This is a genomic window from Nonomuraea sp. NPDC049695, assembly GCF_040674955.1.
Classification (GTDB): Bacteria; Actinomycetota; Actinomycetes; order Streptosporangiales; family Streptosporangiaceae; genus Nonomuraea; species Nonomuraea helvata.
The window spans coordinates 1-18,137 of sequence record NZ_JBFANV010000104.1 but is presented as its reverse complement, the minus strand read 5'-3'; the positions used below and the strand labels follow the sequence as shown (position 1 = coordinate 18,137).

13 protein-coding genes are annotated in these 18,137 nt (G+C 71.2%); 2 read left to right on the top strand and 11 right to left on the bottom strand.

Annotation, left to right across the window (positions count from 1 at the left end):
* Positions 1-17 precede the first annotated feature (17 nt).
* Complete coding sequence (locus AB0J64_RS48665) at positions 18-5,579, bottom strand: TIR domain-containing protein (RefSeq protein ID WP_364043311.1); 5,562 nt, start codon at positions 5,577-5,579, stop codon at positions 18-20.
* Between the two features lie 67 nt (positions 5,580-5,646).
* On the opposite strand from AB0J64_RS48665, the gene AB0J64_RS48660 reads away from it, so the two are divergent.
* Positions 5,647-6,819 carry an SLC13 family permease gene (locus AB0J64_RS48660; RefSeq protein WP_364043309.1) on the top strand — a complete coding sequence of 391 codons (1,173 nt, stop codon included), beginning with the start codon at positions 5,647-5,649 and terminating at the stop codon, positions 6,817-6,819.
* A 13-nt stretch (positions 6,820-6,832) separates the two neighbouring features.
* Here the strand turns inward: AB0J64_RS48660 and AB0J64_RS48655 are convergent, their stop codons facing one another.
* From AB0J64_RS48655 to AB0J64_RS48625, 7 genes are all read right to left on the bottom strand, one after another.
* A complete protein-coding gene (locus tag AB0J64_RS48655) occupies positions 6,833-7,075 on the bottom strand; it encodes a hypothetical protein (protein ID WP_364043307.1) in 243 nt (80 codons plus the stop codon).
* A 95-nt stretch (positions 7,076-7,170) separates the two neighbouring features.
* Positions 7,171-7,986 carry an inositol monophosphatase family protein gene (locus AB0J64_RS48650; RefSeq protein ID WP_364043305.1) on the bottom strand — a complete coding sequence of 272 codons (816 nt, stop codon included), beginning with the start codon at positions 7,984-7,986 and terminating at the stop codon, positions 7,171-7,173.
* Between the two features lie 10 nt (positions 7,987-7,996).
* Positions 7,997-8,614, bottom strand: a complete 618-nt coding sequence (locus AB0J64_RS48645; RefSeq protein WP_364043303.1) for a hypothetical protein — start codon at positions 8,612-8,614, stop codon at positions 7,997-7,999.
* Complete coding sequence (locus AB0J64_RS48640) at positions 8,611-9,672, bottom strand: hypothetical protein (RefSeq protein ID WP_364043301.1); 1,062 nt, start codon at positions 9,670-9,672, stop codon at positions 8,611-8,613. The genes AB0J64_RS48645 and AB0J64_RS48640 overlap by 4 nt, the downstream gene beginning before the upstream one ends.
* Positions 9,673-9,819: 147 nt before the next feature.
* On the bottom strand, positions 9,820-10,593 hold the full coding sequence (locus AB0J64_RS48635; protein WP_344985057.1) for a sporulation protein: 774 nt from the start codon (positions 10,591-10,593) through the stop codon (positions 9,820-9,822).
* 9 nt (positions 10,594-10,602) lie between these two features.
* A complete protein-coding gene (locus tag AB0J64_RS48630; RefSeq protein ID WP_364043299.1) occupies positions 10,603-11,844 on the bottom strand; it encodes an SPFH domain-containing protein in 1,242 nt (413 codons plus the stop codon).
* Position 11,845: 1 nt separating this feature from the next.
* On the bottom strand, positions 11,846-13,450 hold the full coding sequence (locus AB0J64_RS48625; protein WP_364043297.1) for an SPFH domain-containing protein: 1,605 nt from the start codon (positions 13,448-13,450) through the stop codon (positions 11,846-11,848).
* Between the two features lie 234 nt (positions 13,451-13,684).
* On the opposite strand from AB0J64_RS48625, the gene uvrB reads away from it, so the two are divergent.
* Positions 13,685-15,793: an excinuclease ABC subunit UvrB gene (gene uvrB / locus AB0J64_RS48620; RefSeq protein WP_364043295.1), complete on the top strand. Its 2,109-nt coding sequence runs from the start codon at positions 13,685-13,687 to the stop codon at positions 15,791-15,793.
* Between the two features lie 61 nt (positions 15,794-15,854).
* Here the strand turns inward: uvrB and AB0J64_RS48615 are convergent, their stop codons facing one another.
* From AB0J64_RS48615 to AB0J64_RS48605, 3 genes are all read right to left on the bottom strand, one after another.
* Positions 15,855-16,502 (bottom strand): metalloregulator ArsR/SmtB family transcription factor, encoded by a 648-nt coding sequence (locus AB0J64_RS48615; protein ID WP_364043293.1) that lies wholly within the window; start codon positions 16,500-16,502, stop codon positions 15,855-15,857.
* On the bottom strand, positions 16,502-16,993 hold the full coding sequence (locus tag AB0J64_RS48610; protein WP_364043291.1) for a cupin domain-containing protein: 492 nt from the start codon (positions 16,991-16,993) through the stop codon (positions 16,502-16,504). The genes AB0J64_RS48615 and AB0J64_RS48610 overlap by 1 nt, the downstream gene beginning before the upstream one ends.
* Before the next feature lie 112 nt (positions 16,994-17,105).
* On the bottom strand, positions 17,106-17,867 hold the full coding sequence (locus tag AB0J64_RS48605; RefSeq protein WP_364043289.1) for an alpha/beta hydrolase: 762 nt from the start codon (positions 17,865-17,867) through the stop codon (positions 17,106-17,108).
* Positions 17,868-18,137: the final 270 nt, after the last annotated feature.

Genomic DNA, 18,137 nt, shown 5'->3' with positions numbered 1-18,137 from the left:
CGAGCAGGCGGCGGGCCTCAGAAGGGTGAGTCGAGTGGCACCTGCCGCACCCCCGGCAGGTACGGGTCGAGCTCGCCCAGCTCGAACCGCGACATCCCGATGACGTGCCAGAACTGCCCCGCAGGCTCCCCCTGCACCTTGTAGCGCCCGTCGGGAGCCAGCGCCGCCCACCCCTCGGCCAGCCCGAGCAGGGTCGCCCGCCGTTCGCCGCCCTCCCAGAGGATCACCACGCCGTCGTCGCCCGCGCTGGCCAGCAGGTCGGAGACGGGGCTGAAGGCGACCGACCACACCCGGCGGGCGTGCCCGGCCAGCTCGTGCAGCGTCCGCCCGGTCGCGGTCTCCCAGACCCGCACCACCAGGTCGTCACCGCCGGTGGCCAGCCGGTCGCCCGAGGCGTCGAACGCCAGGCTCCACAGCCGCCCCTCGTGCCGGAGCTCGCGCAGCAGCCGGGGCTGCCAGGCCTGGCCGGGGCGCAGCTCCCACAGCATGGCCCGGCCGTCGTTGCCGGCGCTGGCCAGATGGCGGCCGTCGGGGGAGAAGGCCACCGAGTAGACCCGGTCGGTGTGCCCCTCGAGGGTGGCCACCCGGCCGCCGGAGGCGACGTGCCACAGGCGTACGAGCTTGTCGTCGCAGCCGGTGGCCACGTACTCGCCGTCGGGGCTGAACGCGATCGAGCGGACCCGCCCGCGGTGGTCGGCCAGGTTGACCGACAGCCGCCCGGTCGGGCGGTACCAGATCCTGACGCTGTCGTCGTCGTTGGCCGTGGCCAGCAGGTTGCCGTCGGGGCTGAACGCCTCGGCCCAGACGTGGTCGGTCTCGGCGTGGAGCTCGCGCTCGTAGTCGCCGGTGGTGGCGTTCCAGAAGTGCACGCCGCCGTCGTTGCTGGAGGTGGCCAGCACCGGACCCGCGGGGGAGAACAGGGCCGAGATGAGCCGGTCGGCCGTGCCGGTGAACTCCCGCAGCCGCCGCCCGGTCCGCGGCTCCCACACGCGGACGACGCCGTCGTTGCCGCTGGTCGCCAGCATCGACCCGTCGGCGCTGAACCTGACGGACGAGATGCGCCGCCCGTGCCCGCGCAGCACCCGCTGGCACTTGCCCGACTCGGGGTCCCACAGGCGTACGGTGCCGTCGTTGCTGCTGGTGGCCAGCTGCTGCCCGTCGGGCCGGAACGCGAACGGCCAGACCGAGCTGCGGTGCCCCGTCAGCTCGACCCGCTGCCCGCCGCCGACCCGCTGGATCCGGACCACGCCGCCGGAGTCGCCGCTGGCCACCGTCTGCCCGTCGGGGCTGAACGTCACCTGGTAGACGGCCGCCGCGTGCGTGGTGTGCACGCCCAGGGACTCGCCCGACGCCTCCCACACGCGTACGCCGCCCGCCGTGTCCCCCGTGGCCAGCCGCGAGCCGTCGGGGGAGAACGTCACACAGTAGACGCTGCCCGCGTGCCCGGTCAGCACGTGGAGCGGCGTCCACGTGGCGGTGTCCCAGAGGCGTACGGTGCCCGCCTCGTCGCCGCTGGCGAGCAGGCGGCCGTCCGGGCTGTGCACGACGCGGTAGACGCTGCCGCGGTGGCCCTCGAGCGTCTCCTTCACCTGCCCCGAGGCCAGGTCCCAGACCCGCACCACGCCGGCCGCGTCGCCCGTCACCAGCGTGGAGCGGCCGAACGACGCCGTGTAGATCGGCGCCCGGTGCCCGCCCAGCTCGTGCGCGAGCCGGCCGGTGGCGGTCTCCCACACGCGGACGACGCCGTCACCGCCTCCTGCCGCCACCAGGTCGCCCGTAGGGCTGAGGCGCACCGGCCAGACGCCGTCGGCGTGGCCGGTCAGCCGGCGCAGGCGTTCGCCGGTGAGGGCGTCCCACAGCACCAGGGTGCCGTCGCTCGCGCCCGTGGCCAGCAGGTCGCCGGCGAACGTGACCGCGAAGACGCGGCCGCGGTGCCCCTGCAGGGTGCGCACGGGCGCGCCGCCGACGCAGAGCAGCACGCCGCCGTCCTCGTTGCCGATCGCGATCGTGGCGCCGTCGGGGCTGTAGGCGATGGGTTCGGGCAGGCGGCTGGTCTGGAAGTGGTAGCCGTACGGGACGCCGATGCCGGCCGGCGCGAACTCCACCTCCACCGGCCGGCCCGGCACCACCGCCGCGCCGGGCAGGTGGGGCAGCGTGCCGGTCACGTTGATCAGGGAGGCCCGGTGCCAGCGGGCGCCCTCGACCGCCGCGTCGCTCAGGTCCACCTGAGCCAGCCGCGCCCCCGACAGGTCGGCGCCGGTCAGGTCGGCGCCGGTCAGGGCCGCGCCGTCGAGCCGCGCCCCGACCAGCCTGGCCTCGCGCAGGGTGGCCCTGGACAGGTTCGTGCCCGCCAGGGTGGCCTCGGACAGGTCGGCGCCGGTGAGATCCACCTCGCGCAGGTCCCTGGCCGACAGGTCCTCGCCCTTCAGGTTGGCGCCGCGCAGGTCGGCGCGGGCGGGCGTGCGCAGCCTGGCCGAGATCTTGACCGCGTTGGCCCTGGACACGTCGTCGCCCGGCGGATCGGCGACCCACGCGCGCAGCGCCCGCACGTCGGCCAGGTCGCACAGGAACTCCACGGTCAGCGCCGACAGCGGCCTGCGTGACAGCAGCGCGAGGTTGTCCAGGGCGATGTGGCGGGCGATCAGCCACTCCATCACCGACGCGTGGATGAACCCGAACATCCCCTCCTCGGTCCGCACCAGCAGGCTGCCCGAGCCCATCCGGTACGCGGCGTGCGCCGCCGACAGCTGCCCGTCGGACAGGTCGGTCAGCGTCTCGCCGATCTCGGTCAGTTCGTCCACGCCCAGCAGCGACTCGCCGGTGTCCCACAGCCGCACCGCCAGCGCGGTGACCACCCGCCACAGCTCCTCGACGGTCAGCGCGGCGGCCGAACCGGGGACCCTGGCCCGCCGCTCCTCGAAGGCCAGCCAGGAGCTGAGGATCTCGTCGTACAGCAGGGCGGGGCTGATCGTGTGGCGGGCGCCGGCCACCGTACGCAGGCGGTCGGCGTCGAGGTCGGCGATGAAGGTCAGCATGCGCGGGTTCTGCGCCAGCGCGAGCAGGTCCGCGATCTCGCTCATCAGCGACATGCGCGCCCTGGCCTCGTCGCCGTCGTCGAAGCGGTTGGCCAGGTAGGAACGGATCTGGTCGTGGGTGAAGTCCTCGACGCTGAGCACCCGCCGCTGCGGCAGCACCCCGACCATCTCGCCGAGCGAGGTCAGCACCTGGCTGTGCGACTTGAAGTGCTGCGTACGGCTGGCGACCACGATCTTCGCCTTGTCATCGGCCGCCGCCAAGAGCGTGGCCAGGTGATCGGCCGCCCGGTCGAACGTCAGCCGCGTCACCAGCTCGTCGAACCCGTCGAACAGCAGCACGATCCGCCCCTGCCTGAGCAGGTAGCGGAACGCCTTCAGGTCGATGAACTCCTCGCCGTGGCTCGCCAGGTGGGCCGCCACCAGCGCGTCCACCGAGTGCGACTTGTCCAGGGCGCGCAGCTCGATCAGGATCGGCGTCAGGTGCGGCAGCTCGGCCGGGATGCGCCGGGCCAGCTCGCGCAGTGCGAACGTCTTGCCGTGGCCGAAGTCGCCGAGCAGCAGCAGGAAGCGGCCGTGGTCGGTGGCCAGCAGCCGCATGAGCTCGTCGGTCAGCCCTTGCTTGATCTGGTTTCCCGGGCGGTCGAGCTCGCGGTAGCGCTGCGGCACGTACAGGCCGGGCGGGTAGCGGCGGTCGGTCGTCAGCCGGGCCGTCTGCTCGGTGACGTAGCCGCTCAGGTCGAGCAGCCCCTGGAACTCGGGGAAGCTGCGCAGCCGCACCCCCTTGCGCATCAGGTCGTCGCGGAGCGCCCGGGAGGCGGGCGGGCCCTGGTAGACCAGCTCGGCGGTCAGGCCGGTGGCGTGCGCCTGCCGGACGAACCCGTCGGTGGCGCTCTCGGTCAGCTCGCCCACGTGCGCGCCGATCAGCGTCTGGCGGACGAAGCCGTCCTCGGGGTGGGTGACCACCAGATGCGAGTCGAACCTGCGGATCCTGGCCCGCTCGTGCCTGGCCTCACAGACCTCCGCGATCCGGTCGAGCAGCAGCTCGACCGGGCTGGGCGCGCGCTCGTCCGGCTTGGGCGCGGGCGGCTCGGCCGACGGGCTCTCGCCGGTGAACGTGGCCCGCACGGCCCTCCACCGGTGCGGGACCAGCTCGGGCTCGCCGCCGTCCGGCAGCCACGTGCGCAGCCCCTCAGGGGTGATCTCGACGACGTGGTGCCGCCCGGAGCGTGGCGCCGCGATCCGCCCCCCGGCTGCCTCGGCCGCGCCCCCGTGGAAGAGCAGGTTGAGCCGGTGTGCCAGCAGCCGCTCGAACGCCGGCGCGTCCCGCAGCTCGCCCGGCGGATGCCCGATCGCGCCCAGCCGCAGCCACGCGCCCTCCTCGTACGGCCGCAGCCGCTCGGCGAACCAGGCCGCCTGCGCCTCGCCGAGCAGCGCGTACGCGTCGCGTTCCAGATGGCTCATCGCCATCGTCGAGTTGAGCCCCGCCACGACCACCTTCAGGTCGGGCACCTCGAACAGCGTCCACGGCTGCCCGCCGTCGAACACCCGGTCGTCCAGCCCCTGGTACACCTCGCCGAACAGCCCCGCGAAATGCCGCCACTTGGGCCAGTAGGGAGGCTGCGGGCTCACGTCGTCGGCCTCGCAGGTCATGAAGTACGCGCTGGCCGCGGCCTTGGTCACGTCGCGCGGCCCGGGCAGCAGCACCAGCCGGTGCGGCTCCAGCCCGATCAGCAGCCGCAGGTCGGTCACGAACCGCGTAGCCTGCCCGAACTGCCCCAGGCTGCCCGACTCGGTCAGGTCGCCGCTGACCACCATGAGGTCGGGACGCGGCATGCCCCGGTCGTACATGGCGGTCAGATCCGCCCAGATCCGCGCCTGCATGTCCTCCGGCGTGAACGGCTCGCCGGGATCGGGCAGCGCCCTGCCGAACCTGGGGCCGCCGATGTGCAGCACGCTGATCGACTCGCGTCCCCGGTCGGCCTTCGCCGCCGGAGGGAACTTCGGCGCCGTCACGGGCGTGCGCCGCGCCCTGGCCCGCTCGCCCGGCTCGGGCAGCGTCGGCGCGGGCGCCGGCACGCCGGAGCCGTCGGGGAACGCGGGCGCCGCCTCCGGCTTGGCCCGGCCCGCCAGCGCCTCCCGCACCCTGCCCAGCAGCAGCGCCCTGGCCTGCCCCGGGTCGGTGACGCCCAGCAGATCGACCCAGGTGATCGTGGACAGCAGACCCTCGAGCCGGACGTCCTCCAGCCTGATCGTGACGAGCTTGTTGGAGGGGTTGTCCGGGTCGGCCCGCAGCGCCGCCTGCCACTCCATCCGGCCGTAGCGGGAGGTCAGGTAGTTGCGCGAGAGCACCGCCACGACCAGTTGCGCCTCGCTGACGCCGCGGTCCATGAAGTCGATGAAGTTGGTGCCCGGCACGAAGTCCCACGCCTGGATCATCGTCCGGTAGCCCGCCGCCTCGAGCTCCCATGCGATCCAGGTGGCCCAGGCCGTGTCGGCCGGGGAGTAGCTGACGAAGATCTCGGTCGGCCTGCCGTCACGTGCCATGCAGCCAGTATCCCCTGTGGGACAGGGGTTTCCGCTTCCAAGCCGTGGACACCGTAGGATTCGACGGGTGTGGCGGCGTCTTGGCGTGCTCGACAGGATCAGGATCGGGCTGCTCGGTCTCGGTGTGGTGGCCGTGCCGACCGGGCTGCTGCCGTGGGAGGTGGCGGCCGACAGCCTGGACGAGATCTGGCCGCTGCTGATCTTCCTGGTGGCGATCATCGTGCTGGCCGAGCTCACCAAGGAGGCTCAGGTCTTCGACGCCATCGCGGCGAGAATGGCGGTGCTCGGGCGCGGCAACTACGCCGCGCTCTTCTTTCTTTGCACCGCTTTTGCGTCATTTATCACGATATTTCTGAACTTGGACACGACGGCGGTGCTGCTCACCCCGGTCATGCTCGCCCTGGCCCCCAAGGCCCGCATCGCCGCCCTCCCCCTGGCCATGACCACGATCTGGCTGGCCAACACCGCGAGCCTGCTGCTCCCCGTCTCCAACCTGACGAACCTCCTGGGCATGGAGAAGATCGGCCTGGACGCCCAGGAGTTCGCCGCGCGCATGTGGGCGCCGCAGCTCGCCTCGATCGCGGTGACGATGGCGTTCCTGTGGGCGTTCTACTGGCGCCGCGGCGAGCGGCGCGACCTGCGCTACACGCCGCCGCTGCTGGAGCCGGTGGCCGACCGCGTGCTGTTCGGGGCCGCGTCGGCGGGCTGCCTGCTCTTCATCGTCCTGCTGCTGCTCAAGGCGCACGTGGCCGTCGCCGCCACGGCGGCGGCCGCGATCGTCGTGGCGGCCTTTCTGGTACGCGCCCGCAAGCGCCTGACGTGGAGCCTCATCCCGTGGCAGCTCGTCATCTTCGTCACGGGGCTGTTCCTCGTGGTGCCCACGCTCAGCAGGCACGGCCTGTCCGACCTGATGACGTGGATGATCGGCACGGAGGGCGACCCGTACCGCACGGCCGCCGTCGGGGCCGGGCTCTCCAACACGATCAACAACCTGCCCGCGTACAAGGCCGTCGAGACCGTCATCCCGTCCACGAGTCAGGACCAGTTGCTGGCCCTGCTGGCGGGCACCAACGTGGGCCCGGTCGTCACGCCGTGGGCGTCGCTGGCCACGCTGCTGTGGTTCGAGTCGTGCCGCCGGCACGAGGTCAAGGTGCCGATGGGCCGCTTCCTGCTCACCGGCACGGGCCTGGCCGTGGTGGGCCTGCTGGCCACGGTGTGGGCGCTGGTGCGGTTCGGCTGAGCCGAGGCAGCGATCAGGCGGCGGCCGGCGCGTAGGCGCCGGCGACCGCGTCGAGCGCCCAGCGCATCCGCACGACGTACGTCTCGGGGTGGTCACCGGCCTCCTGCGCCACGTACGCCGCGCACCGGTCCGGATCGCCGCCGCACGCGCACAGCCGCTCGTCCACGGCCGCGCGGATCTGGTACGGGGACAGGCGGTCGGACGGCTGCAGAGCGGTCGCGAAGAGCACCTGCGCCAGCTCGGTCGTGGTCATCATGTCGGGCTCCTCCCCTTGTGCCGTTCCCTCTGAATAGACCTCGAACGGCGGCGGAACTCATCGACAAAAGACACACATCCTCTGTGGATTTCTCCTCATTCGAGGAGGGAGAGCAGCCCGGGCATGGCCCGCGGGTGGGCGGCGACGAAGCTGCGGTCCTCGGGCGTGCCGTCGAAGCACTCCTCGAACGGCCCGCCGTCCAGCGCCCTGATCTCGATGCCCGCCTCCCTGGCCAGCAGCGCGCCCGCCGGCAGGTCCACCGCCTCGGCGCGGTAGCCCACGATGCCGTCGATGTCGCCGCGCGCCAGCATCGCCCACGACAGCAGCGGCGCCCACAGCTGCAGCACCCTGCGCGCGTTCAGCTCCAGCGCCGACTTCAGCGCATGCGCCGCCGCGTCGCCCCTGGACACCTCGTAGCCCTGGGTCCAGGCCAGCAGCGGCCCGTGCGGGCTCGGCGCGTACGGGGGCGCCAGCCGTACCCCTGAGGACGATCCCGCCGGTGCGGACAGGGCGCCGCGCCCGCGGATCGCCGACCAGGTGTGCGCGGAGACCGGGTCGTGCACCACTCCGAGCACGGGACGCCCGCTCTGGCACAGCGCCACGCCCACCACATAAGCGGGCAGGCCGATCGCCACGTTGTTGGTGCCGTCGAGCGGGTCCACCAGCCACGTCCACTCGCCGCCCGCGGCCCCGACCAGCCCCGACTCCTCGGCGATCACCGTGTGCGACGGGTACGCCGTCAGGATGCGCTCCAGCAGCAGCTTCTCCGAGGCCAGGTCGAGATCGGTCACGACGTCGCCGGCGTCCCCCTTGGCCCGGACGCCGACCGTGCCCCGCGTGCCCTCCAGGAGGAGCGCTCCCGCGGCCTCGGCGGCTTGGACGGCGACCGTGCGGGCGTGATCCAGGTCCATCGGGTGCCTCTCAGGTCAGGTGCGCGGTGATCAGGCGTACGGCCAGCTCGGTCTCGCGGGCGTCCAGGGGCTGCCTGGACACGTGGTGCGGCCCGCCGTCCAGCGGGCCGAGCGACAGGTCGCGGCTGCCGGGGCGGCCGCGGCCGAGCGCGATCGTGGCGGCCTCGCCGCCCTCGGGCACGACACTGCTGTGGAAGCGGCCGGCGGCCAGCGTGTACGTCTCGCCGGGCCCGAACACCTCCACCAGGCCCGTCGCGTGCCGGACCGTGCGCCCCGTCGGCGAGATGCGGTCGCCGCCGGGCCCGCTGACCACCTCGAACACCCGGTGCGTGGCGTCCGTCCCGGTGTCGGTGACCAGGACGTGCACGTTGCGGACCTGGCCGTAGAGGACGTGGCTCACCAGGTCCCAGCTGTGGCAGTGGATCTGCGAGGTGGTGCTCTCGGCGTGCGCGAGCGAGTCGGACCACAGGTGGATGCATACCCCTTCGCCGCCGTCGCGCTCCAGCGGCAGGCAGACGAATCCGAGCGGGTGGCGCACCGCGGTCGGCCGGCCGGCCGAGAGCGCCTCGAGGGCCCACGACCTGGCCTCGCCCCCGAGCACCCGCTGGTGTACGGCGTGATGGCTCATGGCTCTCGTGGCTGACCGGCCGGTAGCGGCTCACCATAGGGATCGACCGCGCGTAACGCCTTGCGGGCGATGTCGACGACGTCGCGGCCGTTGTAGGACTTGGGCAGGGGCACCCCGATGCGTTCGAACAGCTCCTGCACCTCCTCGATGGTGGGCTCGTCGCTCAGCGGCACCTTCTTGTACATCTCCAGCGGCACCCGCCGCGCCTGCTCGAAGCTGAGCCGCAGCTCGGTGTCGCAGTTTTCGTAGTAGAAGGTGCCGGCCAGCGCGGTCATCGCCTTGTTGGGGTCTTCGACCGTCATGATGAGGCGGGTGGCCGACACGTCCCAGCGGAACGTGGTCATCGTCGACGACAGGCCCACCGCGATGTCGAGCAGGCCGTAGCGCTGGCGGTGCCAGAAGGCGGCCAGGATCGTCGCGTACGACTCCTTCCTGGCCCGGTCGGCCGTCCACATCTCGCCGGTGCCGTCGGGGGCGTCGGACAGCGAGCGGCGGTAGTGCGCGTACGTCTCGCACACCTCGAGGTTGGACGGGTCGATCACCTCGACCCTGACCGTGAGGTGGCGCTTGTCCCTGCGGGCGGCCGCGACGCACGCGGGCAGGGTGACCGCGCGCAGGTAGGTGCCGGTGCCGCCCTTGAAGCTCCACCTGGAGGTGTCCTTGCGCGCCTCGGCGTGGGACTGGGCGATCTCCTGCTTGCTGCCCAGCACCCGGACGAGCTGGAGGGAGTCGAGCGCCTTGCGGGTGCTGCCGACCAGCGTCTCGATCTCCTCCAGGCGCGCCAGGCGCACGGGCAGCTCGGCCAGCGCGCCCGAGGTGATCGTCTCCTCGACCGGCGCCTGGCGTACGCGGTCGCGCAGCAGCGCGGTGGCCACCAGCGCCATGATGACCAGCGTGGCGGCGTTGACCAGCTGGGTCTGCACCTCGGTCGGGACGATCTCGTTGGGCATGATGCCGAGAACGCCGATCACGATGGCGAGCAGCAGCGCGATCGCGCCGTCGGCGTTCTGGGCCGCCCAGGGGACGACCCGCTTCACCGCCGCCATGAACCGTGCCATCGCCCCGCCCCGCCGTCCGACGATCAGTCCCCGAGGTCATGGTAACGACCGCGCCATGCGACTGCCAGGGCACGCAAAGGAGCGATCACCTAGCCGTCACGGCCGCCTCACCGGCACGCGGCGGGGCGGCCGTGACGGCCCTGGAGGTCAGAACCAGCCGCGGTGGCGGGCCATCGCCTCCAGGCCGTGCTGCAGCGCCGCGTCCGCCGCGTGGGGCGGGTCGTCGTAGCGCACGGTGAAGCGGTTGTAGGCGTCGTGGCTCGAGGTCAGGAAGCCGCCCCGCTTGTCGGCCTCCAGGATGACGTCCATCTGCCGCGGTCCGGCGATGAACGTCAGCTCCAGCTCGTTGAAGTGGCGCCGCCACTGCCCGCCCGCGTAGTACTCGATCTCCTGGAAGAACGGCATCGTCGAGCCGTACAGCGTGCCGCGCTCCAGGTCGGCCTTCTTGAACTGGAAGCCCAGCCGGTCGAGCGCGCCGATCACGTGGTCCTGCGCCGGCAGCGGGCTGACGAACAGCGGGTCGAGGTCGCCCTTGTCGAGCGCGCCCGCCAGCGCCAGCTCCGTCTGGACGCCCAGCTTCATGCCGTGCAGCGGGTGCCCGGCGATGGCGCTGATCGGCGTCTCCCACGGGATCGCGATCTCGAACGGCTGCTGGTGCTGCGCGCCCGCGGCCAGCTGGAACGTCCCCGCGACCTGCTGGCGCAGGAAGCTGTAGGTCGTCTTGTACTCGTTGTCGCCCGACTCGACCTCCACCACGGCGGTCAGGTCGATGTAGATGCCCTCGACCTTGTAGTCGGAGTTGCCGCCACGGAAGTGGACGACGCCGCGCAGGAGCTCGCCGGGGCGCACGCCGGTGTTGGTCAGCACCGTGTCGACTTCGACGCCCGCGCCGAACGCGGCCATTAACTTGCGGAACACCATGGGGTTCTCCTATGCGGAAGGTGTGTGGCCGTTCACGTGGCCGGTACCCGTGCCCGAGATGCGGGGGAGCAACTGGGCGAGGAGGAGGGTGGACAGCGCGGAGTCCGCCTGGCCCTGCTGCGTCCGTACGACCAGCGGCTGGGGGGCGTTCTCCGCGAGTTTGGCGCCCACGTCGAGGCGCTTGCGGGCCAGCTCGTACTGCAGCACGGCCCGGTTGTCCCGGTACGACTCGGCCAGTCGGCGCAGCGCCTTGGCCTCGTTCTCGGCGGCGGTCAGCTCGGCCCGGCCGCGCGCCTCGATCTCCCACGTCACCCGCTGCGCCTCGGTCTCCTGCTCCTCCAGCATGCGCGCCACGTCCTTGCGCGCCTTGTTGTGGGCGGCCTTGACCTCGACGACGCGGGCGTCACGGGTCTTCTTGGAGCGCTCGATCTCCATCAGCAGGGTGTCGATGCGGCGCTTGCGGGTCAGCTCCCACTCGCGCTCGTAGGCCGAGAGCTCCTTGGCCACCTTCTCGCGGGTGGCCAGATGCTGCTGGTACTGGTCGGGCAGCTGGACGTCGGGGATGTTCGCGCCCGTGATGCGCACGCCGTACCTGCCGAGCTGGCGGTTGAGCGCGTCCTGCATGTCGCCGACGTCGGAGCCGCGCAGGTCGTACGCGCGCTCGGTGTTGACCCTGCGGCTGCGCTGCCTGATCGCGTCCTGGACCGCGCTGGAGAGCACCAGGTCGAAGTTGCCCGCGCCGATCGTGCGGACGAACGCGACCGGGTCCACGATGCGGAACTTGAGGAAGAACTCGATCGACTTCAGCGGCACGTTCTCGGCGGTCGGGCAGGCCACGATCGGCGCCGAGTACGGGATCTCGGTGGAGGTGTCGACGACCGCGTCCACCCGGTCCCACGGCAGCCAGAGGTAGTGGCGGCCCGGCGGGAGGACGCCGGTGATGGCGCCCCAGCGGCTGCGTACGCCGGTGGTGCCCTCCTCGATCTCGATGATGGCCTTGCGCCACATCGTGACCAGCGCCACGGCCAGGAAGAACAGCGCCGCCAGCGCGGCGATGACGGTGAGGTCCGTCAGGACCGCCATCCCGGCGAAGTAGACCGCCAGGAACACCAGCGCCATCCACGCGAAGCCGCGCCGGTCCTTGGGGATCACGACGGGCACGAGCTGGCCCTGCTCGCCGCCGCGCAGCAGCTGGCGGATGTCGCCCCAGGAGGCCAGCGACTCCTTGATCTTGGAGAACTCGCGGGTCATGTCAGATCTCCCCCTTCCCGGGCAGCAGGCGTTCGACGGTCCGCTCCAGCTCCGCGTCGGGCTCCGGCGGGGCCTGGGGCTCGGTCACGTCGGCGGCGGCCTTCTTGAGCAGGGCGGCGATCTCGAGCTCGCGGCCGCGTACCCGCTCGCCGATCGCGTCGAGCCTGGCGCGGATCGCGGCCATGTCGTCGGCGGAGAACAGCGCGGTGCCCTTGCCGCCCACGAGCTGCTGGGCCAGGGCCAGGAAGTCGATGTCGGTCTGCTCGCCCACCTGCACCACCTGCGGCAGCCTGGTGGCGACCGACTCCAGCTTGTTCAGCAGGTCCTGCTGGAAGCGGTAGTCGAGGATCTCGGGCGCCTCCGCGGCCGACAGCGCGCGGATGTCCAGCGCCTGCGCCTCCAGGAGCGCGGCGTTGGCGTTGGCCGTGGACTCGGCCTCGACCAGGCGCTGCCTGGCCTGCGCGGTGGCCTGGTGGGTGGCGCGCTCGAGCGCGGTGTCCATGCGGGCCTGGTAGCCGGCGATCTCCGCCTGGATGGCGCTCAGCGTCTCCTGCAGCCCGGCCAGCTCCTTGACCAGGTCGCCCTCGTTCTGCTCCTTGCGCAGCTGGAGCTCGTACTCGTAGGTGTAGGCCTCCTTGGCGACACGGACCATCTCGGGGGCGGCCAGGTCCATCCGGTACTCCTGGCTGGACGGCTCGGCGTGCGTGATGTTCACGTCGGTGAGCCGTACGGCGGGCAGGAACTGCTGGTTGAGGCTGTCCAGCATGCCGACCGTGCTCTCGCCGACCAGGTCGTAGATCTCCTCGGCCCGCTGGGCGTAGATGAGGGAGCGGGTGACCTCGCTGATGGCGTTCTGGAGCTTGGACTGGAAGCCGCTGACCGAGCCGAGCACGAAGATGAACTCCGCCGGGTTCTCGATCCTGAACTGCAGGAACAGGTCCACGCTCGCCTTGACGCCCTGCTGGGTCGGGGCCTCGCTGATCGGGGCGTTGAACGGGTACTCGCGGGTGGTGTTGACGATGTAGCTGACCCGCTTCCACGGGTTGAACAGCGTCACCCGGCCCGGGTCCGCGATGTGCACCAGCTTGCCGAACTTGGTGATCAGCGCCTTGCAGCCCTCGGGCACCATCACCACGCTGCGCCGCCACCACAGGAACGCGGCCGCCAGGACCAGCACCACCCAGTAGTGCGGCCCGAAGATGAGATCGGTGTTCGGGATGACGTTGCCGAGCGCGCCGATCAGGCCGAGCACCACCAGGATGCCCAGCGGCACGATCACCTTCGCGGTGGTGCCCTTGGGGATCACCACGGGCGAGATGACGTGCATGCCGTTCTCGGTGAAGCTGCGGTTGACGATCTCGCCGGCCTCGTTCAGCGACGCCGTTCTGGCCTCGATGACGGTGCCCACGGACACGCCGCCGTCACGGGCCGCGGCGAAGTCGTGCGGGTTCAGCGCGAAGCCCCGGGCCTGGCCGGCCAGCTGCCCGGCCTGGTCGACGAACTGGCCCACTGCCTGCCCCATCGCCTGCCGTACGTCACCCCCTTGGGCAACCGCTTGGGCCATGCCCTGCCCTGCCTGGATCAGTGCCTCTCTGGGTCGTGACATCGAACCTTCCTTTTCCGCTACAGGCGAATCCGACCGTATCGGGTGTGACTTACTGTTCGCTTGCAATGGGTGTCACACCTCTCACCCGCAGGGCAGCTCTCCGACGCTCTGGGGGCCGGTGGAGGTCGTCTTCTCCACCAGCCCGTTCCCGCGCACAGGCGGGCGCTCGGCCTGACCTTTACCCCTTGTCCTGCGGGTGGCGTTTCTGTCGGTGGGGCGGCCTACAGTGGCAACATGCGACCGGTCACAGATTTGCAGCGGAAGGTGGCGCCGTTCGAAGTCGTCACCGAGATGACTCCCTCTGGCGACCAGCCGACGGCCATCGCCGAGCTGGAGCGCCGCGTCAAGGCCGGGGAGAAGGACAGCGTGCTGCTGGGCGCCACCGGCACCGGCAAGACGGCCTCCATCGCCTGGCTCATCGAGAGGCTGCAGCGGCCCGCCCTGGTCATGCAGCCCAACAAGACGCTCGCCGCGCAGTTCGCCAACGAGCTGCGGGAGATGCTGCCCAACAACGCGGTCGAATATTTCGTTTCTTATTACGATTATTACCAGCCTGAGGCGTACGTCCCGCAGAGCGACACGTACATCGAGAAGGACTCCTCGATCAACGACGAGGTCGAGCGGCTGCGCCACTCGGCGACCAACTCGCTGCTCACCCGCCGTGACACCATCGTGGTCGCCTCCGTGTCGTGCATCTACGGCCTGGGCACGCCCCAGGAATACGTCGACCGCATGGCCAGGCTCCGCGTCGGCATGGACATCGACCGCGACCAGCTCCTGCGCCGCCTGGTCGACATGCAGTACACGCGTAACGACCTGGCCTTCACGCGGGGCACGTTCCGGGTGCGGGGCGACACGATCGAGATCATCCCCAAGTACGAAGAGCTGGCCGTGCGCATCGAGATGTTCGGCGACGAGATCGAGAAGCTCTCGACCATGCATCCGCTGACCGGCGAGGTCATCACGGAGGACGAGGAGCTCTACATCTTCCCCGCCTCCCACTACGTCGCGGGCGAGGCGCGCATGGCCGCCGCCGTGGCGGGCATCGAGGCGGAGCTGGCCGGGCGGCTGGAGGAGCTGGAGCGCCAGGGCAAGCTGCTGGAGGCGCAGCGGCTGCGGATGCGCACGACGTACGACATCGAGATGATGCGGCAGATCGGCACCTGCTCCGGCATCGAAAACTACTCGCGCCACATGGACGGGCGCGAGCCCGGCAGCGCGCCCAACACGCTGCTCGACTACTTCCCCGAGGACTTCCTCCTCGTCCTCGACGAGTCCCACCAGACCGTGCCGCAGATCGGCGCCATGTACGAAGGCGACGCCTCGCGCAAGCGCACGCTGGTCGACCACGGGTTCCGGCTGCCGTCGGCGCTCGACAACCGGCCGCTGAAGTGGGAGGAGTTCCTCGAGCGCATCGGGCAGACCGTCTACCTGTCGGCCACGCCGGGGCCGTACGAGCTGGGGCGGGTCAAGGGCGACGTCGTCGAGCAGGTGATCCGCCCGACCGGCCTGGTCGACCCCGAGATCGTGGTCAAGCCGACCAAGGGGCAGATCGACGACCTGGTCCACGAGATCCGCGAGCGGGCCGAGCGCGACGAGCGCGTGCTGGTCACGACGCTGACCAAGAAGATGTCCGAAGACCTGACCGACTACCTCCTGGAGCTCGGCATCCGGGTGCGCTACCTCCACAGCGAGGTCGACACGCTGCGCCGCATCGAGCTGCTGCGGGAGCTGCGCTCGGGCGAGTTCGACGTGCTCGTCGGCATCAACCTGCTCCGCGAGGGCCTCGACCTGCCCGAGGTGTCGCTGGTGGCGATCCTCGACGCCGACAAGGAGGGCTTCCTGCGCTCGGAGACGTCCCTGATCCAGACCATCGGCCGCGCCGCCCGTAACGTGTCCGGCCAGGTCCACATGTACGCCGACAAGGTCACGCCCTCCATGGAGCGGGCGATCGACGAGACCAACCGGCGGCGGGCCAAGCAGATCGCCTACAACGAGGCCAACGGCATCGACCCGCAGCCGCTGCGCAAGAAGATCGCCGACATCCTCGACTCGCTGCAGCGCGAGGACGCCGACACCGACCGCCTGCTCGGCGGCGGCCGGCAGCAGTCGCGCGGCAAGGCCCCGGTGCCCGGCTTCGGTCCCCGCCAGGCCGGCCAGCACGCCAAGGCGATCGCGGGCGAGATGCCGCGGGCGCAGATGGAGTCCCTGATCGAGTCGCTGACCGAGCAGATGCACCAGTCGGCTGCCGACCTGCAGTTCGAGGTGGCGGCCCGGTTGCGCGACGAGATCAAGGAGCTCAAGCGCGAGCTGCGCGACATGCGCGAGGCCGGGGTCAAGTGACGCCGGCCGGCAGCCGGGCAGGAGGCCGAAGGCCGGCAGGGGGTCTCCAGCAGGTGGCGAGTCACTGTTCCAGTGGCCTTTCGCGGCGTCGCCAGCCGAGATAGCCGCCATCGAGGGCGCGGGCGTCGTAGCCGTGTTCGCCGAGGATGCGTACGGCCTCTGCGGACACCGCGCAGTACGGCCCGCCGCAGTACGCCACGATCCGCGCCTGTCCCGGCAGCTCGTCCAGGCGTTCGCGCAGCTCTGCCAGGGGGAGCGAGATCGCTCCCGGCAGGTGCCCCGCCGCGTAGTCGGTGGCGGGGCGCACGTCCACGACCACCGTGCCGGGATCGGTCAGACGGGAGGCCAGCTCCTCCGCGCTCACGCCCTCCAGAGAGCCGAGTCGTGCCCGTACGGTCTCGCGCAGATCGGCGAGCCGCTCGTCCGCGAACTCCTGCAGCTCTCCCAGGAAGCGCGACACCCGCTCGTCGGCCAGCCGGTAGTAGACCCTGGCGCCCTCCTTCCTGCTGGTCACCAGGCGGGCGGCGCGCAGGTGCTGGAGCTGGGCCGAGGTGTTCTTGAGCGCGATCCCCGCCGCATCGGCCAGCTCCTCGACCGTGCGCTCGCGCTGGTCGAGCACATCCAGCAGGCGCAACCGCACCGGGCTGGCCAGGGCCTTGCCGACACGGGCCAGCTGCTGGTAGATCGGCTCCTCCGGGAACCCGGACATCAGACCATGTACTGATCGTGGCGCAGGTACAGCTCCGTCCACTCCTCGGGGGTGAGCTCCCGGCCGCTGCCGGCGATGTCGGCGAGCTCCTCGAAGTACGCCTCGCGGGGCGCGCCTGGGGTGAAGAGGATCAGCATCGAGGCGGGCTCGCCCGATTCGTTGCGGAAGGCGTGCACGCCGCCCTCGGGCACGTACAGGAAGTCGCCGGGCCTGGCGTCGGTCCACTTCTCGCCGTTGTAGAGGCGGATGGTGCCGGACAGCACGTAGAACGATTCGGTCATCGTGCGGTGGAAGTGCGCGCTCGGGCCTGACGGGCGCGGGCCCATCTCCCAGCGGTAGAGGCCGAACGCGCCGTTCGTCGAGTCGCCCGTGCCGAGGTAATGCACCTGCGTGCCGCTGGCCATCGACAGGTCGGGCGGGGTGGCGACCGTGCGCAGGACGCCGCTGTGTTCGCCGGACTCTCCCAGGTAACGAGGCTCGGGGTAGGACATTCCATCTCCTCTGAAATTCTAAGGAACTTTAGAATATCCTCCACGGTCTTCGCGTGGCAATACGCGCGCTCCTGTGCCGGGCCCCGCATATGGCGAAAGACACCGGCCTCGGCTAGGGGAGGAGGGCGGCCAGGGTGCGGGCGAAGGCTTCGGGGTTGTCGAGCATGATGTTGTGCCCCGACTCCGGGATCGCGACGACCTGGACGCCGCTCGCCCGCAGGTCGTCGGCGTCCTCGGGCGGCTCGCCCTCCGGATAAAGGAACGCGCGGGGGATGGGGAGCGTCTTGAGGAGTTCACGCATGGTGGGCGTGGTGCCGGCGGCCAGGCTGACGGCCGTGCGGTGGAGCCCGCGCAGGTCCGCCAGCCGCATCGTGGACCACCAGTGGGGGCCCACGCGGTCGCGCACCTCCTCCCACCCGTGCGAGACGAACTCCTCCTCGGTGTAGCTCGCGACCCCGCTGCTGCCCGGCTGGACGGGGGAGGGCGGATACGGGTCGAGGTTGGCGTCCACGAGGACCAGGTTCGCGACCAGCTCCGGATGGCGCGAGGCCAGGACGATCGCCACCGCGCCGCCCATACTGTGGGCGATCATCGACGATCCGGCCACCCCGGCCTTGCGCAACGCCTCGGCCAGGGTGTCGGAGTGGGCCTCGAGGGTGTAGGTGAAGTCGCTCGGCCGGTCGCTGATGCCGAAGCCGAGCAGGTCGATCAGGAGGGAGCGCTTGCGGGGCAGCAGCGGGTGGACGGCGACCTCCGCGTAGTAGGGGGCCGAGGTGGCGCCGAGTCCGTGAACGTAGACCCGCGCCGGATCGGCCCCTGGCAGCTCGACCCAGCGTATGCGGGCGCCGTCGGGGTGAACGATGGCATCGTGCATGGGGGTCTCTCCTTCACATCGAGTCGCTCGAGCCCTCCGGGGCACCGGGACCCTACCCCGGGGAGCCGTGAGCTTGCCGTCCCACCTCCTCCGACGTCCGTTCCTCAGCCGTGGGCAGTCTGGTTCCTCCACGGACCCCCCGAGGCGTTCCCGGTCCCGCGACCGGGTCTAGAGGCAACGCCGTTCAGTTAGGGCTGTGGTGGCGGCGTCAAGGGCTGGCCGGGATCATGTTGATGCTGATGGTGGCCTTGTAGGTGGTCCGGTCGATGG

Coding starts and splice junctions, on each gene's coding strand:
- AB0J64_RS48665 (WP_364043311.1), bottom strand. CDS start 5,579: ATGGCACGTGACGGCAGGCCGACCGAGATCTTCGTCAGCTACTCCCCG.
- AB0J64_RS48655 (WP_364043307.1), bottom strand. CDS start 7,075: ATGATGACCACGACCGAGCTGGCGCAGGTGCTCTTCGCGACCGCTCTG.
- AB0J64_RS48650 (WP_364043305.1), bottom strand. CDS start 7,986: ATGGACCTGGATCACGCCCGCACGGTCGCCGTCCAAGCCGCCGAGGCC.
- AB0J64_RS48645 (WP_364043303.1), bottom strand. CDS start 8,614: ATGAGCCATCACGCCGTACACCAGCGGGTGCTCGGGGGCGAGGCCAGG.
- AB0J64_RS48640 (WP_364043301.1), bottom strand. CDS start 9,672: ATGGCACGGTTCATGGCGGCGGTGAAGCGGGTCGTCCCCTGGGCGGCC.
- AB0J64_RS48635 (WP_344985057.1), bottom strand. CDS start 10,593: ATGGTGTTCCGCAAGTTAATGGCCGCGTTCGGCGCGGGCGTCGAAGTC.
- AB0J64_RS48630 (WP_364043299.1), bottom strand. CDS start 11,844: ATGACCCGCGAGTTCTCCAAGATCAAGGAGTCGCTGGCCTCCTGGGGC.
- AB0J64_RS48625 (WP_364043297.1), bottom strand. CDS start 13,450: ATGTCACGACCCAGAGAGGCACTGATCCAGGCAGGGCAGGGCATGGCC.
- uvrB (WP_364043295.1), top strand. CDS start 13,685: ATGCGACCGGTCACAGATTTGCAGCGGAAGGTGGCGCCGTTCGAAGTC.
- AB0J64_RS48615 (WP_364043293.1), bottom strand. CDS start 16,502: ATGTCCGGGTTCCCGGAGGAGCCGATCTACCAGCAGCTGGCCCGTGTC.
- AB0J64_RS48610 (WP_364043291.1), bottom strand. CDS start 16,993: ATGTCCTACCCCGAGCCTCGTTACCTGGGAGAGTCCGGCGAACACAGC.
- AB0J64_RS48605 (WP_364043289.1), bottom strand. CDS start 17,867: ATGCACGATGCCATCGTTCACCCCGACGGCGCCCGCATACGCTGGGTC.